General features: G+C 40.1%; 16 protein-coding genes and 1 pseudogene. 3 read left to right on the forward strand and 14 right to left on the reverse strand.

Features of this window, described 5'->3' with window-relative positions; genetic code table 11:
* Nucleotides 1-75: 75 nt before the first annotated feature.
* The gene (locus tag MN869_RS13235; protein ID WP_243308047.1) at nt 76-627 is read left to right on the forward strand and encodes a GNAT family N-acetyltransferase; all 552 of its coding nucleotides are present in this window, start codon (nt 76-78) and stop codon (nt 625-627) included.
* A gap of 82 nt (nt 628-709) precedes the next feature.
* Nucleotides 710-1,447: a hypothetical protein gene (locus MN869_RS13240; protein WP_243308049.1), complete on the forward strand. Its 738-nt coding sequence runs from the start codon at nt 710-712 to the stop codon at nt 1,445-1,447.
* Nucleotides 1,448-1,714: 267 nt separating this feature from the next.
* Here the strand turns inward: MN869_RS13240 and urtE are convergent, their stop codons facing one another.
* From urtE to MN869_RS13275, 7 genes are all read right to left on the reverse strand, one after another.
* Nucleotides 1,715-2,413 carry an urea ABC transporter ATP-binding subunit UrtE gene (gene urtE / locus MN869_RS13245; protein WP_243308050.1) on the reverse strand — a complete coding sequence of 233 codons (699 nt, stop codon included), beginning with the start codon at nt 2,411-2,413 and terminating at the stop codon, nt 1,715-1,717.
* A 9-nt stretch (nt 2,414-2,422) separates the two neighbouring features.
* The gene (urtD, locus tag MN869_RS13250) at nt 2,423-3,250 is read right to left on the reverse strand and encodes an urea ABC transporter ATP-binding protein UrtD (protein ID WP_004657105.1); all 828 of its coding nucleotides are present in this window, start codon (nt 3,248-3,250) and stop codon (nt 2,423-2,425) included.
* Nucleotides 3,251-4,321, reverse strand: a complete 1,071-nt coding sequence (urtC, locus tag MN869_RS13255; protein ID WP_243308059.1) for an urea ABC transporter permease subunit UrtC — start codon at nt 4,319-4,321, stop codon at nt 3,251-3,253.
* A 4-nt stretch (nt 4,322-4,325) separates the two neighbouring features.
* Nucleotides 4,326-5,948 carry an urea ABC transporter permease subunit UrtB gene (gene urtB, locus MN869_RS13260; RefSeq protein WP_243308062.1) on the reverse strand — a complete coding sequence of 541 codons (1,623 nt, stop codon included), beginning with the start codon at nt 5,946-5,948 and terminating at the stop codon, nt 4,326-4,328.
* Between the two features lie 92 nt (nt 5,949-6,040).
* Nucleotides 6,041-7,321 (reverse strand): urea ABC transporter substrate-binding protein, encoded by a 1,281-nt coding sequence (gene urtA, locus MN869_RS13265; RefSeq protein ID WP_243308073.1) that lies wholly within the window; start codon nt 7,319-7,321, stop codon nt 6,041-6,043.
* Nucleotides 7,322-7,579: 258 nt separating this feature from the next.
* Nucleotides 7,580-9,463, reverse strand: a complete 1,884-nt coding sequence (parE, locus tag MN869_RS13270; protein ID WP_004803540.1) for a DNA topoisomerase IV subunit B — start codon at nt 9,461-9,463, stop codon at nt 7,580-7,582.
* A gap of 14 nt (nt 9,464-9,477) precedes the next feature.
* Nucleotides 9,478-10,068: a YqiA/YcfP family alpha/beta fold hydrolase gene (locus MN869_RS13275; RefSeq protein WP_243308075.1), complete on the reverse strand. Its 591-nt coding sequence runs from the start codon at nt 10,066-10,068 to the stop codon at nt 9,478-9,480.
* 262 nt (nt 10,069-10,330) lie between these two features.
* On the opposite strand from MN869_RS13275, the gene MN869_RS13280 reads away from it, so the two are divergent.
* On the forward strand, nt 10,331-11,677 hold the full coding sequence (locus MN869_RS13280; protein ID WP_171550885.1) for a hypothetical protein: 1,347 nt from the start codon (nt 10,331-10,333) through the stop codon (nt 11,675-11,677).
* A 61-nt stretch (nt 11,678-11,738) separates the two neighbouring features.
* On the opposite strand, the gene MN869_RS13285 is transcribed toward MN869_RS13280, so the two are convergent.
* From MN869_RS13285 to MN869_RS13315, 7 genes and pseudogenes are all read right to left on the reverse strand, one after another.
* A complete protein-coding gene (locus MN869_RS13285) occupies nt 11,739-12,278 on the reverse strand; it encodes a hypothetical protein (protein ID WP_243308078.1) in 540 nt (179 codons plus the stop codon).
* A gap of 50 nt (nt 12,279-12,328) precedes the next feature.
* Complete coding sequence (locus MN869_RS13290) at nt 12,329-12,874, reverse strand: hypothetical protein (protein ID WP_243308081.1); 546 nt, start codon at nt 12,872-12,874, stop codon at nt 12,329-12,331.
* Between the two features lie 17 nt (nt 12,875-12,891).
* Nucleotides 12,892-13,422 (reverse strand): hypothetical protein, encoded by a 531-nt coding sequence (locus tag MN869_RS13295; RefSeq protein ID WP_243308083.1) that lies wholly within the window; start codon nt 13,420-13,422, stop codon nt 12,892-12,894.
* 153 nt (nt 13,423-13,575) lie between these two features.
* Nucleotides 13,576-14,127 carry a hypothetical protein gene (locus tag MN869_RS13300; protein ID WP_243308084.1) on the reverse strand — a complete coding sequence of 184 codons (552 nt, stop codon included), beginning with the start codon at nt 14,125-14,127 and terminating at the stop codon, nt 13,576-13,578.
* 93 nt (nt 14,128-14,220) lie between these two features.
* Nucleotides 14,221-15,096: a hypothetical protein gene (locus tag MN869_RS13305; protein WP_243308085.1), complete on the reverse strand. Its 876-nt coding sequence runs from the start codon at nt 15,094-15,096 to the stop codon at nt 14,221-14,223.
* A gap of 103 nt (nt 15,097-15,199) precedes the next feature.
* Nucleotides 15,200-15,708: pseudogene (locus MN869_RS13310) on the reverse strand (hypothetical protein).
* A 123-nt stretch (nt 15,709-15,831) separates the two neighbouring features.
* Nucleotides 15,832-16,212 (reverse strand): hypothetical protein, encoded by a 381-nt coding sequence (locus tag MN869_RS13315; RefSeq protein WP_243308088.1) that lies wholly within the window; start codon nt 16,210-16,212, stop codon nt 15,832-15,834.
* Nucleotides 16,213-16,254: the final 42 nt, after the last annotated feature.

Raw genomic sequence — 16,254 nt, forward strand, 5'->3', positions numbered from 1 at the left:
AATATAAACCTGAAATGATTTGCCGCTTTCCCAATGCCTTATCTTGTGTTTTGTCTGATTCGATGACCTTTGCCCATGTCTGAAAATATTGCACTTGCCCCTTCTAACTTAGCCACACATTTCCACATTCGTTTTGCCACAGTTGATGACCTCGAACAAATCCTCGCGATCTATAATAGAGAAATCCTGAATGGGACGGCGAATTGGAATGATCAGGCGGTTTCCTTAACAGATTATCAGCAACGTTTTCACGGCATGCAGCAACAACAATTTCCCATGATCGTGGTCGAAGACCTGAATAGCCATCAAGTGGCAGGCTATGCCTATTACACTGCATTTCGGACCATCAGTGGTTATCGCCAAAGCATTGAACATTCTGTTTTTGTTGACCCAAGCTATGCTCGTCAAGGTCTGGGTAAAGCCCTGATGCAACAGCTCATTCATCTGGCCAAACAGCAAAACATGCATATCATGGTGGCTGCGATTGATAGTGAAAATAAGGGCTCGATTGTGCTACACGAACAGCTTGGCTTTATTCAAACCGGTTATATGCCACAAGTGGGACAAAAGTTTGGCACATGGCGCGATTTGGTCTGGATGCAACTGCAACTCACAGAATCTCAATAAAAAGCTCACTTTTAGCGTACTGTCAGGCAACTCGATTATGGCTTAAAATGAAAACAAGACTTCATTTCAAAAATAGCCAACAATGATTAAAACATCTCAACTCGGTCTGTGCCTCGCCATGGCAATCAGTTCAAGCGCGAGCTTTGCCGAACTTTCTTTTGAACAAGAATTGCAGCAAGGTTGTGCCAAAGTAAAGCAATATGCGCAAACAGGTAAAAAGCTTTACGATCAAAAACAATATTTCAATGCAGCCAATCAATTTGAAGAGCAGGCTGCTTGGGCGCATTTCTGTCAGGCCAATGCAGATGAAAGCGGGATTGAGGTCAGTGACCGAGACATTGAAATTGCCAACAATAATGTCGGCTTGAGTTATGCCAAATTAGGCAAACCTCAATGGGCAAAAGTTTGGTTTCTCAGAGATAAGGATTCTAAAACCAGTCAATACAACTTAAAACAGCTCCCGAAGCCCAAATTATCTTCTGATCTACAAGGGACTTATGTCCGCGCCAATGGTTTTGGGCAATGGGATTACCTCAAGGTCAGTAAAAAGCAGAATCAATATCAGATTGCCTTTGATGGCTATTACTTCGGGCTGCGCGGCTTGATCTATGGACCCAATATGGGGCAGTTTGAAACGAGTATGCCACTCAAGTCAAAACAAGCCAGCTATCGCTATGAGGACTGTCAAATCAAACTTCAATTTGCCAATGACCCGAATCTAGGTCAAAAAATTGAGGTTGAACAAAACAATGGTGAGTCCTCATGTGGCTTTGGACACAATGTCTATGCTGGCGGTACGTTTTATAAGGTTGAAGGTTAACAAACCATCAAAAGTCAGCCTCAAATATGATACTCGGAAATGTCATCTACAACCTGCGTAGTATTCGCAAGAGACTGTCTTTGCAATATCATTTGACGTAGTGAAAGAAGCGAACAGGTTTTGTAGATGACAATGCCTTTGCCTACTTTGGGCGAAACCAAAGTAGGGCGAACCGCAGGTTTATCCTAAGATTAGATATAAAACAATAAGATTCCACAATGATCACTGTTTAATCAGGCCGTAGGTGGAAAATCTCTTTCGAGTGTTTTAAATCGCCACCAACTCCCGAATCCCCTTTTCAGGCATTTCTGCCCCTAGCCCCTGTGCAATCACCTGCCCACGCGCCATCACGGTATACGCATCCGCCAACTCTTCGGCAAAATCATAAAACTGCTCGACCAAAATAATCGCCATCTCGCCTTGATCTGCTAACTTACGAATCACCCGACCAATATCTTTAATAATCGAGGGCTGAATCCCTTCGGTCGGTTCATCTAGAATCAAAACACTGGGCTCCGAAGCCAACGCTCGAGCAATCGCAAGCTGCTGCTGCTGACCACCAGATAAATCTCCGCCACGGCGGTGCTTCATTTCATCCAGCACAGGAAAAATCTCGTATAAATGGCTCGGCACTTTACGGGTCTTAGCCCCTGAAAATTTAGCCATGCCAATTAAAATATTTTCTTCTACCGTTAAAGTCGAAAAGATATCGCGACCTTGCGGCACATACGCCAAACCAGCGCGCACCCGTTGCTCTGGGGACATTTTGGCAATGTCTTTACCATCCAGCAGAATTTGCCCTGACTTAATCGGCAGAATCCCCATCAAGCATTTCAGCAAGGTGGTTTTGCCCACCCCATTACGGCCTAAGACCACACTACATTCACCCACAGGCGCGTTAAAAGACACATCACGCAGAATATGACTGCCACCATAGAATTGATTAATTTGTTTCACTTCTAACATGTGCCTCTCCTAGCGTCCCAAATATTTTTCAATCACATCTTCATTGGCCTGAACCTCTGCCAATGTACCCTCGGCCAAGATTGCCCCTTGAGCCAATACCGTGACTTTTTCGCTGATGGTGTCAATAAAACTCATATCATGTTCAACCACCACAAGGGTGTGATTTTTTTTCAGTTCCAGACACAGTTCAGCGGTGCGCTCAGTTTCAGCATCGGTCATACCTGCAACTGGCTCATCCAGTAAAATTAACTTTGGTCGTTGCATCAGTAACATACCAATTTCCAACCACTGCTTTTGCCCATGTGACAGTAGACCCGCTGGCTTGTGTACAAACTCCTTTAAACGAATCTGTTCCAGACTTTCATCCAAAGCCAGTTGCGCTTCTGGGTCTAAACGAGAAAAGAAGCTTTTCTTCACCCGTTTATCTCGAGGTGCTGCCAACAGTAGATTTTCCATGACAGTAAAATTTTCAAATACTGTTGGTTTCTGGAATTTTCGACCGATGCCTGCTTCGGCAATTTGCTCGGTACTCATTTTGGCAAGATCATAGTTTTGCCCAAAAAATGCCGTGCCTGTGGTTGGACGGGTTTTACCAGTAATCACATCCATCAGCGTGGTTTTTCCTGCGCCATTTGGTCCAATAATGCAACGTAACTCACCCTCGGCAATGTACAGCGACAGGTCATTTAAAGCCCGAAATGAATCAAACCAGACACTGACTTTTTCCAGATACAAGGCAATGCCGTGGCTAAAATCCGCGCCTTGTGGCTTGGCACGACCATAGCCCTCGCCCAGTTGACCGCCATGTTGAGCTGAGTCTATTAATACATCACTCATTTAATCACGCTCCTTTTTAAAACGGTCAAATAAACCAATCACACCCTTAGGTAAGAACAAGGTCACCACAATGAACAGCGCCCCCAAGATCAATAACCACGCTTCTGGCGCAGCCACAGTGAAGTAGGTTTTTACTGCATTGATTAAACCTGCCCCTAAAATCGGCCCAATCAAAGTGCCACGTCCACCCGCAGCCACCCACACCGCCATTTCGATTGAGTTGACGGGGTTCATTTCACTTGGATTGATGATGCCCGCCTGCGGCACATATAACGCCCCTGCGATACCGGCAATCACCGCCGACAGTACCCATGCCGACAGCTTGTACCACAACGTGCGATAGCCAAGATATTGCAAGCGATTTTCACTGTCACGAATTGCACCCAAGACCCGCCCATAAGGACGATTCATCAGTTGGCGCAGACCAAGGAAGCACAACATCAACATCAACGCAGTCACAAAGCATAGCGTTGCGCGCATTGGTGCAGAGGTAATATCAAAACCCAAAATTGTTTTAAAGCCTGTAAAACCATTATTGCCCCCAAAGCCTGTTTCATTACGGAAGAATAGTAACGCTGCAGCAAAGGTCATGGCTTGGGTAATAATCGAGAAATACACGCCTTTGATTTTGGAGCGAAAAGCAAAAAAGCCAAAGATAAATGCGATCAAACCTGGTACAAGAATGACTAAAGCCAAGGCCCAAGCGATATGCTCAGTCCCGATCCAATACCAAGGCAACTCGGTCCAACTGAGGAAGCGCATAAAATCAGGCAGACCGTTACCTGCGGATTGACGCATCAGGTACATGCCAAAGGCATAACCGCCCAAGGCAAAATACAAACCATGCCCCAAGCTTAGAATTCCGGCATAACCCCAGACCAAATCCAATGCCAAAGCCACCAAGGCCAAACACATGATTTTGCCAATCAAGGTAATCCAATAAGCGGACAGATAAAAGGCCGAATCAGGAGACAACAGGTGTAGCCAAGGCAACAACAATAGCACGCCGAAACAGACTGCAATCGCCACGGCGCTATAGGGCTTGTCGGCAAATAAAGAAGTGATTTTCATTGGCTTACTCCACAAAACGGCCTTTGATGGCAAACAAACCTTGTGGACGCTTTTGGATAAACAAAATCACAAGAACCAAGAGAATAATTTTTGCGAGCACTGCGCCTAAGCCAATCTCTAAAACTGTACCGCTAATCCCCAGTCCGAGTGCTGCCAATACCGCACCCCACACTTGACCGACACCACCAACAACAACCACAAGGAAGGCATCAATAATGTAGTTTTGACCGAGATCTGGGCCAACATTCCCCACCTGCGCCAAGGCACAACCTGCCAACCCAGCCAAGCCTGAACCCAGACCAAAGGCCATCATGTCAATTCGCGCAGAACGGATGCCCACTGCACGAGCCATTTGACGGTTTTGTGTCACCGCTCGAACGAATAAACCAAAACGGGTTTTATTGAGTAAAAACAGCAACAGTAATAGCACTGCAACAGTAAAGCCAATAATGGCGATACGGTTATACGGCAGCATCAGGCTCGGTGTGAGCGCAATTCCGCCACTCAACCAACTGACATTGGAAACCTCGACATTCTGCGCACCAAACATCATTCGCACCAATTGCATCAAGATCAGGCTCACCCCAAAGGTGGCGAGCAAAGTCTCCAATTGACGGCCATAGAGTGGGCGAATCACGGTGCGTTCAATCAACATGCCCATCAAGGCACTGACCAGAAAAGCCGCAGGAATTGCCGCCAATAGATACCAGTCCACCAGCCCCGCGAAATGGGTTTTAAAAAAGCTTTGAATCACATAGGTGGTATAGGCACCAATCATGATGAGCTCACCATGTGCCATGTTAATCACCCCAAGCAGACCATAGGTAATGGCTAAGCCGAGTGCTGCGAGCAACAAAATGCTGGCCGTACTCAGACCTGAAAAGACATGGCCTGACCACTCACTGATTTGTAGTCGGGTTTTAATTTTATTGTGTGCATCCAGCAACGCTGCCTTCAATGCAGGATTGCTTTGCGGTTGTTCTAAAGTTTGGTTGATTAAGGCGAATACGTCAGGACGATTTGAATCAGCCAAGACCTTCACTGCTTCAAGCTTGGTGAACGCATCAGCACTGTTAAAATCCAAACGGGCTTTGAGCTGTGCTAAACGTGCTTTGACCTGATCATTTTTTTCATTCAGATAAAGCTGCTTCACCATCGCGACATCGAGTTCAGTCAAGTTATTTTCTAAAATATCCACCGCAGCTAAACGTTGCGAGGCATCGGTTGAATTCAGTTTAGCCTTAGCTTGACCAAAATTCAGCGCCTTGCGTAAGGTATTCACCAAAGTCACTTGGGATAAATCTGCTGGCCATTGTTCCAGCGCTTGCTGCTCAGGATAACTAAACAGCTTGTCATCATTTTTTAACAGATAGGTATTGCCTGCGCTATCGGTATACAGCTCGTTTTGATCAATATAGGCCACCAGTTGATCCAGTTGTTCAATACTGGCAGGCCATTGATTGAGCATGGCACGACGCGTCGCAAAATCGGACTTCACAAAGGTCTGAATGGCATCTTGAGAAGCTGTAGACGTCACGGTTGTTGCGGATGTGGCTTCTGCCCATGCAGGACTAAAAATCATCTGTGCCATGATGCAGAGCAGTGCCAAAACATAGTGTTTCGCCATAGAACTCCCCTTATTATTACAGTTTTAAATAGATCAAAAAAAATCAGAATAAAAATGCCTGCTGCCAATACAGCACAGCAGGCGAAAAAACTTTATTTCGGGATATACGGACTCCAAGGCTCCGCCTTGATGGTTTGCGGTGTTTTATAGACCACATCGAATTGACCATCGCCGCGAATCTGTCCAATCATTACGGGTTTATGTAGATGGTGATTGGTTTCATCCATTTTTAAGGTATAGCCCGATGGTGCGGCAAAGGTCTGACCTGCCATCGCATCACGGACTTTATCCACCTCAGTCGTGCCTGCTTTTTCAACGGCTTGCTTCCACATATTGATTCCGACATAGGTCGCTTCCATCGGATCGTTGGTCACCACTTTGTCTGCATTTGGAAGTTTGTATTCCACCGCATATTGTTTGAATTTATTCACAAACTCAGTATTTTTCGGATTTTTTACCGACATGAAATAATTCCATGACGCTAAATGACCCACCAATGGCTTGGTATCGATCCCACGTAATTCTTCCTCACCCACTGAGAAAGCCATCACAGGAATATCCGATGCTTTAATGCCTTGATTGCCTAGTTCACGATAGAACGGCACATTGGAGTCGCCATTAATAGTCGAAATTACCGCAGTCTTTTTGCCCGCAGAGAATTTTTTAATATTGGAAACAATGGTTTGATAATTGCTGTGACCAAATGGGGTGTACTCTTCCATGATGTCGGCATCAGCCACGCCCTTGGACTTCAAGAAGGCACGTAAGATTTTATTGGTGGTTCGTGGATAGACATAATCGGTGCCGAGTAATACAAAACGTTCTGCTTTACCGCCTTCATCCCCCATCAAGTATTCAACCGCAGGAATCGCTTGTTGATTTGGCGCTGCACCGGTGTAGAAGATGTTTTTAGATTGTTCTTGACCTTCATATTGCACTGGATAGAACAACAAGCCATTCAGTTCTTCGACTACAGGTAGAACTGATTTACGCGAAACGGATGTCCAACAACCAAAAATGACTGCGACCTTATCTTGAGTAATCAACTGACGGGCTTTTTCTGCAAATAATGGCCAATCCGACGCAGGGTCAACAATCACAGGTTCTAATTTTTTACCCAGTACCCCACCATTGGCATTGATCTCGTTAATGGTCATCAAGGCAGTGTCTTTCAGTGACGTTTCAGAAATCGCCATGGTGCCTGAAAGCGAATGTAGAATCCCGACCTTAATGGTATCGCCGCTTGCTGCGGGTGCAGTTTTGGCTTCTGTTTTGCTCTGTTCTGTTTTTTCTGCTGGTTTTGAACAGCCAACTAGACCGATCCCCATCATGGCTGCCATCAGTACAGACATCGACATCAATTTGTTTTGCATCTTTCTCTCCACCCATCAATATTGTGATTTTTACTGGGTGGAGTTATTCAATTTTTGTGCCAACACAACAAGCTATTGTTTTTAATTAATTTAAATAAAAATGAAGCCTTAATCCCTCAATCTTGTATACAACATTGCATACAAAAAATACGCAACGACCTAAAATGATGCAAATTTGTTCAGTTCGGACATTAAAAGTTCAATAAAAGAAAAAGCCAAGCTGATGCTTGGCTTGAATCCAACAATGAAACCAAGCGCTTAAACAGTAATATCCGCCAAATTACCCTTTTGTTCTAACCAATGCTTACGGTCGGCTGAACGCTTTTTCGCCAGCAATTTATCCAATAAACCTGCGGTTAAATGTGCATCATCCAAGTCCAACTGCACTAAACGACGGGTGTTCGGGTCCATAGTCGTTTCACGCAACTGGCTGGCATTCATCTCGCCTAACCCTTTGAATCGGGTGATCTGCGGATTTTTATTGCCTTTGACTTTTTTCAGGATGCTCTCAAGCTCATCATCATCCAAGGCATAGTACACTTCTTTGCCAATATCAATACGATAGAGCGGTGGCATAGCTACAAACAGATGCCCTTCTTCAACCAAGGTTGGGAAATGTTTCACGAACAGTGCACATAATAAGGTCGCGATGTGCAGACCATCCGAGTCCGCATCGGCAAGGATACAGATCTTGCCATAACGCAATTCAGACAGATCATCACTGCCCGGATCAACGCCAATCGCGATGGCAATATCATGCACTTCTTGAGAAGCCAAGACTTCGTCCGAAGAGACTTCCCAAGTATTCAGGATTTTCCCGCGAATCGGCATAATCGCTTGGAAATTCTTGTCGCGTGCCTGTTTGGCACTGCCGCCTGCAGAATCTCCCTCGACAATAAACAGCTCACTGTCTTCACGGGTTAAACCAACACAATCGGCCAATTTGCCTGGTAAGGCTGGGCCCGCTACAATCTTTTTACGTTCAACTTTTTTCGCAGCTTTGAGACGACGCCCTGCTTTGGCAATCGCCATTTCAGCCAGCTGTGTCGCAATCTCCGCATGTTGATTCAGCCATAAAGCAAACGCATCTTTGGCAATATTCAGCACAATATTAGAGGCTTCGCGACTGGATAAACGTTCTTTGGTTTGGCCTGAAAATTGTGGCTCTTGGAATTTCAGCGATAGAATAAAGTTTACCCCATCCCAAACATCTTCCGCAGACAGCTTCATATTACGCGGCAACAAATTGCGTAATTCACAAAACTCACGTAAAGCCTCCGTCACACCTGAACGCAGACCATTGACATGGGTCCCGCCTTGCGCGGTGGGAATCAAGTTGACATAGCTTTCCTGAATCTGCTCGCCACCTTCCACATTCCAGCAAATCGCAAATTCACAGGCTGCGCGGTCTGCTTGTCCACTACTGACAAAAGCTGGATCTGGCAAGATGTCTCGATCTTGCAGCTCATCCATCAAATAGTCGACCAGACCATTTTCAAACTGCCATTCGATCTTTTCGTTATTGATTTTATCGTCATAAATTATTTTTAGGCCCGCAGCTAAAACCGCCTTGGCTTTTAAATTATGTTTCAGTGCTTTAAGCGCAAATTTAGGACTATCAAAATATTTAGTTTCTGGCCAGAACCGTACTGTTGTCCCTGTGGCGCGCTTGGCTACTTTACCTTCTAAAACCGACAAAGGCGCAACAGGCTCACCTTGTTCAAAGGCCATTTGATACAAATTACCTTGACGCTGTACCGCAACTTCAACACGGGTCGATAAGGCATTGACCACCGAAATCCCGACGCCATGTAAACCACCCGAAAACTGATAGTTATCGGTGCTGAATTTACCGCCTGCATGCAGCTTGGTCAAAATAATCTCGATACCACTTTGCCCATATTCAGGATGGATATCGACTGGCATACCACGACCATTATCTTCAACCGACAATGAGCCATCTTCATAGACCGTGACACAAATCTGGTTGGCATGACCCGCAAGTGCTTCATCGACTGCATTATCAATCACCTCTTGCGCCAAATGGTTTGGACGTGAGGTATCGGTATACATGCCTGGTCGACGACGAACAGGATCTAAACCAGAAAGAACTTCAAGGGATTGGGCCGTGTATTGTGTCACTTGGTCTGACTTCCTTATTGGATCGCTGCCGATAAAAATTCGAGAATTAAAGGTAATTTTTCTTCAAAATCATCCATTGCATGATTACCATTAGCGTCGGTTAAAATCAATGATGATGGATGAACTGCACTATAATAACGTTGAGCTTGCTGATAATCCAAGACTTCGTCGCCTTGTTGCAATAGCACCAGAATTTTATCAGCATGCGCCAGTTTCGTGTCAGCAATCGATTGTAATTGCTGCAATTGATCGGCATCAAGCGTCCATGATGCAGTGACTTTGAGCGGGATTTGCTCAATCCCGAATAAATCTTCGAATAACTGCCATGGTTGCATAGCTGGATTAATCAGTACAGCAGGATAGCCATATTTTGCGACAAGGTATGTCGCATAAAAGCCGCCCAGACTGCTTCCAACTAAAACCACTTTATCGTTTGGTAAATTTTCGATAAGCTGTGACAGCCGTTGCAGCACTCGATCGGGTGATTGATTTAAATCAGGTAAATGCACCTGTATCGTCTCGTACTGTGCACAATATTGTTGCAGTTGTTGCCCTTTTATCGACATCGGACTACTGCGAAAACCATGTAGATAGATAATTTGCATACGCACCAAAATAGGCAATGGCTTGACATAAAGTGAAATAAATCACATTATTTTGATTAATAGTTAAACAAATAACAATATAAATTACATTTAAGCTCGATATTGTCTGACACAAAAAACGATACTGTACTCCGTTCATCAGTATTCTAAAAAAATTACGTATGAAAGACATAAGATGTAAGAGTTTGTTGTAGTTTATCTAAATAATATTCAGAAAAATCACTTCAAACCTTCGGTATATATCAAGGATGGGGAAATTAATATGCCAAGTTTAACGCCTCTGCATGAAACCTATTGTAAGTGGGATCGTACCCCCCCAAGTCAGGCAGATGTTTTGGAGGGTTTGGCACAGCTGGTCAGTACCAGTCTCAGTGGCGTACACGAACTAATTCAAGTGGTACAAACCGAGGTATTAAGGACAACGCTCGGTTTAAGTGCACAAAAAGCCAAACAATTACAAAAGCACCCACAACTGCAAAAATTTTATCAGTTCTCTTATGTGGCACTGCAAAAATATGGCAGTCATTTTCTAGCGCCTAATTTACGTCGCATTATTGAAAAATTTCCAGTCTTGCATGACAAGCCCTTAACCCCAACCCTGCATTTTGTAGTGGGTGCACTGAACGGAATTTTTGGTGATTTCTTTTTAAAGCAACACAATCCAATGGCTTTGCCGATGGTGCTTTATGATCACTATGGTTCTTTACAGCAAGGCGAACTGACTGGGCGTGTAGTGATTCTTGCACATGGTTTGTGTATGAACCATTTAACCTGGTCAAATCATCGCTATGGCGGGATTGGTGAACGCTTACTTGCACAACGAGATAACAACACCATGTTGTATCTCAACTACAACACAGGACGTCGAATTTCCGCCAATGGCCGTAGTTTTGCCAATACCCTAGAGGATCTGGTGCAGCGTAATCCACGTATCACCAGTATTGACCTGATTGGCCACAGTATGGGCGGCTTGGTTTCACGTAGTGCCCTGTTTTATGGCAAACAGAATCTGTATCAATGGGTGCATATGGTCGAGAATCTGGTCTGCATCGGTTCGCCTCATCATGGTGCAGTGCTTGAACGCTTTGGTTTCGTCTTGCAGGATAAACTCGGTGGCTTCCCCTTTATCAACTTGCTTGGTCAGTTGGTAAATGTGCGTAGTAACGGCATACTCGATTTGCGATACGGCAGTGTTCGTGATGATGACTGGGAACATAATGATGCCCGTATTGGCTTTGCCGATGACAATCGCAAACCCGCTCCGCTGCCGTCCCATATCAATACCTTCTTGATTGCAGGAACTTTAGAATTTGAGAAGTTACGCAATAAAGCGCTGTCTGTAATTGGGGATTATCTGGTCAGTGTGAAAAGTGCTTTAGGTGAACACCAAAATCCACGTTTTCAGTTGAAGTTGCCTGATACGCATAAAGCGGTTTTCTATGGGCTGAATCATTTTGAAATTCAGTATCATTCGAGTGTAGCCGAGCAGATTACCCGTTGGTTATACCCAGATGCCAGAGAAAAAGTTGAGGCAGGTGTACAAACCCATATGATCAATGTGCCACAAAACTATACTTTTGATGATTTAGAAGGCATTGTTGAGACCTAAACCATAAAAGCTCAGTTAGGTTCTAGCTGAGCTTTTCGATAGATGAAACTAACCGTAATTTTTACTCTTTAAATTTATCATAAACTCTATATTTGAAAATATTTCGAATCGATGTTTCTTGAAACAAATACCCATTAAGCACAGATACAATATTGCGATCATTTCCTGACTTCGCACAGGATAAATTCACATCCACTGAATCCTCTACTCTAAAGCCTTCTTTTTTAAGCTTAGTGCGATCTATCGCTCTCGAATACGCGAATGAGTTATTAGGATTATAGATCATAATCAGATCCGTTCGATTATGCTTCATATATGCCCAATAAATATAATAATCCGTATTTTTGTATAGAATATGATTACATGTTCCTGTAGACATCCAATTTTTATCTTTTAAGTTAAAACCAATTTCTTTTGCTAATTTTTTATTTTCCTTATTAAAACCATCCTCCCAGATATCAGGACATTCTGTATCTTCTAACACCTTCACTTTTACAGCAGTTTCATCCCAATACTTCGTACATTGGTTCGCACTTTCTGCATATAAGCCCATACTATTCAGCAGAATAGCTGAGGCTATCGTTAGCTTTATTTCCTTCATCTCTATCTCAAACGAATCCTAAATTATTGGAAAAAAACATTGTGATTATCTCACTTAACAAATTCACCTTGGTCATTTAATTTCAGTTTTAGATCTTTTCCATATTCTTTATATAAAACTTCATGCTTCTGATTAATAAAAATATTTTGAGATGCATCTAAGGTAATGCTTTTAACCAAGCCAAACTTGTTTACCGTTGTCAGATTTATTTCTGGATTTCCAGCTTCACTTGAAGAAGGAGATGCAATCAATAAAATGCCTGTACTTGTTTCTGGGAAAATGACTGAATCACCATAACGTGGGTTGATAAAGTTATAAACTTTAATCAGACGGCTGCTATCAATCAAATTGATTGAGCCACAGTTCATTCTTTGTGCCGATAAAATACAGTTAAGATGTGCATTTGAGTTATAAGGAAGTGAAGTGATCAGAAAGCCATTATTTTCTAGTTTTTCAGGAATTGATGAGGCCTTTTTTATTTGGCTTTGATCGGAAATTTCATGTTTTTTTTCTGGCACATTGCTACAGGAAGAAGCTAAGAGACTTAGGCTGACCAAACCTAGAATATAGGTATATTTTCTATAGGATGAAGTCATAATAAATTCCTTTAAAATTAACCACAACGGCCATAATATTCACTGAATTTAATCTTTTTCTTGGTTAAGCAATTTACCTGCTTAGGTACAAAATCATCAGGTGTTTCAGCTTTAGGATAAATTAAATAATCATCTTGAATTAAAACAGGCTCCTTACTCTTTTCTGTTTTAAAGGTTGAATACCTATGTCCGACTTCAGAACGATCTGCACAGGTACGATATTCCAAGGTAAAGTTATTTTTGCTAACAGCAATATTATCAAATGAGCTATAAATGCATCCATTATAAGAATTATTAAAAATTTGATTGTTTTCATACATTAGTGCTTTATCTATGCCACTCAAAATACGTATAGATGTCAACTGATATTTTTTTCCTAAAATTTCAATTGAATCAACAACACCATCACGATTAACATCCATTTTGTAAGACTGTAAAACCATTGCTTTCGCATTCAAAGAATCGTTTTCTGCAGAATGTGTCGACGCTGTCGCAAAACTTAAACTAACAGTAATTAACAATCCTTTGAGCAAAATATTAAATTTCATTTTTCCTCCAGAATAGAACAGTTTTATCATAATAGACTCAAGAAAAATGGCTTAGCCCTGCAAAATTTAAAATTAGATTCAGGAAGACTCTGTAAAATTAAAATAGTAATTGAGTTATGCTATCTTGAGTTTTCTCCATAATTTTGTTTAACTTTACCTCACTATTTTTTTGAAAAAATTTCTCTCGTTCAAATTAAATATATAACATTCATTCTCAACATTTACATTATTATCTTGATATGAAAATGTCGTACCTGATAAACAAATTTGATTGTTAATTTGACTAAACTTAACGATAGGTGGCTCTGATGCAATCTCTTCGAATTTATCATCAACAAAATAACCTACAGATTGCTCTAATGGATATACTTTTTTCGTTCTAGGATCCAATACAATAAAGTATTTAACTTTTCTAGGTACACCCTTTCCAGTATCTCTTTGCTTATCAATTATTAAAGCAATTTTATTTTGAGCAAAGTTTATTTTTCTACTCAATGCATTATTATAAAGATTTAAATAATCATCTGAACAAAAATCAATATATCCTTGTTCAAACTTACACTTTGAAACTTTTTCTCGTGTAATAACACCATTAAGAGTCTTTTTGTTTTCGACATCAAAATTTTGATTATTCTCTTTAGAAAAACTACAACTTGATACTACTAAACCAATAAAAAATATCATTAATGTTTTCAAAAAATTCATTTTAAATTTCCTGTTAGTTTAAAAAACACTTTTAATTTATTTAAAAAACACCCCAACTCAGTTAGAGTGTATCAACTCGACATTAAGTTATTCTTATTTTAAATCTCTCTTTAATAATTTTCCATTTTTATTCTTATAAGTTATTACTCCTAAGCTATCAATTGAGTAATAATCACCTATTTTTTCTATTTCCAGTTTTGGTTTAAGTGTAATCAGATAAAATTCAGAGCTAGAGTCTTCATCTGTTTCTATATACTTTTCAGCAATAGAATAAAAACTATCTTTCGTTTTAGGAAGAAATCTAAACGTATTTGTATTCAATGAATCTATTTTAGAATTATCAAATATATTCAAAAAATCAGGAGATATTTTCTTTAATTCAGATAAAGAATATGCTCTATTATTAGACCTTTCAAGCTGCTCACATTTTTTAACTGGATTTTTCTCAGTACATTTAGAGAAAAAATCAGATGAGATTGGTGTTTTCATAAAAACCAGGTTATTGCCATTATTTTTTTGACTTATATCCTCTATAATGCTTACCTTTACAAAAGCATTATCAATAATTTTAAAGCATGCCTTTGAGTTTAAATATGTATCTCTATAAGAATATAAATCCCCAGATATACACAACTCGTCTTTTTCAGCAGAGTAATTAAAATTAGCTTTTGCCTTATTTATTTGATAATTCAAAGGATAAACCTTATAACTCTTTTGATTTAAAACGGCTAACCTATAATATTTACCATCCTCAATTTTTATTACAGAGTAATCTTTATTAAAATCTGGCTTCATTCCAATATTTTTTTCAAAAACTTTAATTTTATCCGCTTTACAGTAATAGTTATTAACATCATAATCAAAACCACAAGGCTCAACTTTAATATTTTGACCATTCTCTTTAGAAAAACCAAAACTTGATACTACTAAACCAATAGAAAATATCATTACTTTTTTCAAAAAATTCATTTCAAATTTCCTATTAGTCTAAATCAACCACTCTTAATTTTTAATTTATTTTAAAGAACACCCCAACTCAGCTAGGGTATACCGATCCAATATTAAGTAATTTTCATTTCAAACTTCTCTTTAATAATTTCCCACTGTTATCTTTATAGGTTATTATTCCTGAGCTATCAATTGAGTAATAACCACCTATTTTTTCTATTTCCAGTTTTGGCTTAATTTTAATCAAATAAAATTCTGATTTAGCCTCTTCATCTGTATCTACATATTTTTCAGCTATAGAGTAAACTATATCATTACCCTTAGATATAAATCTAAAATTATCGACATTAAGATCTTTTATCTTACTATCTGAAAAAAAATTCTTTTCAACTGGAGTTCTTTTAAAATTTTCGTTGATTGATAAGAATAATCTTTTATATCACTTATTTTTCTGCATTCTTTTTCAGATTTATTTTTCCTACATTCTGAATAAAAATTTGATGATATAGGGTATTTAATTACTCTAACATTTTCTTCTGTTTTATTAATGTCCTTTGCTGCAATTGTATTACCTGAACACCCTAAAACTGATAAAACCACAAGTAGAGTTAAGCTAACAGATGTATTTTTCATTATTACTATTTCCACTATGATTTATTTCGGCTCATCAGTTCAGGGCTTAGTTATTAAAACTATTAATTTTTTTAAAAAATCAAATAGTGCCACCTAAAAACTTATAATTACACAAGACTAAAATCATCGCTTTATATAATTTATTTTTCCAACCACACAAATTAAATTGGTATAATGAAACATAGAATCAGCTGAATACAAACCTTTGCATGTTATTTGTGCGGGCTTATTATATTCAATTTTATATTTCACATCTAAATAATTCAACTGAATTTCTTTTATCTTCTTATACTCTTCACCCTCTTCTTTTAAATAAAAATTTCTAGCAGTTGGCAATAAAACAACATCATACGGATGTGCTTTATTTTGTTCATCTATACTTTTTTTATTTAGTATATGGCCTATTAATATTGTAAAATTATCACTCGCATATGTTGGTGATAAAAATATTATGTTCGCTATTATGGCGAAAAACAAGGTGTTTATTTTTAGGTTAATCATCATGGCTCTCAACTTTTACTAATTTACCTTCCTCATTCCACTCTC

It is taken from the genome of Acinetobacter sp. NIPH1876, from assembly GCF_022808535.1.
Taxonomy (GTDB): Bacteria; Pseudomonadota; Gammaproteobacteria; order Pseudomonadales; family Moraxellaceae; genus Acinetobacter; species Acinetobacter higginsii.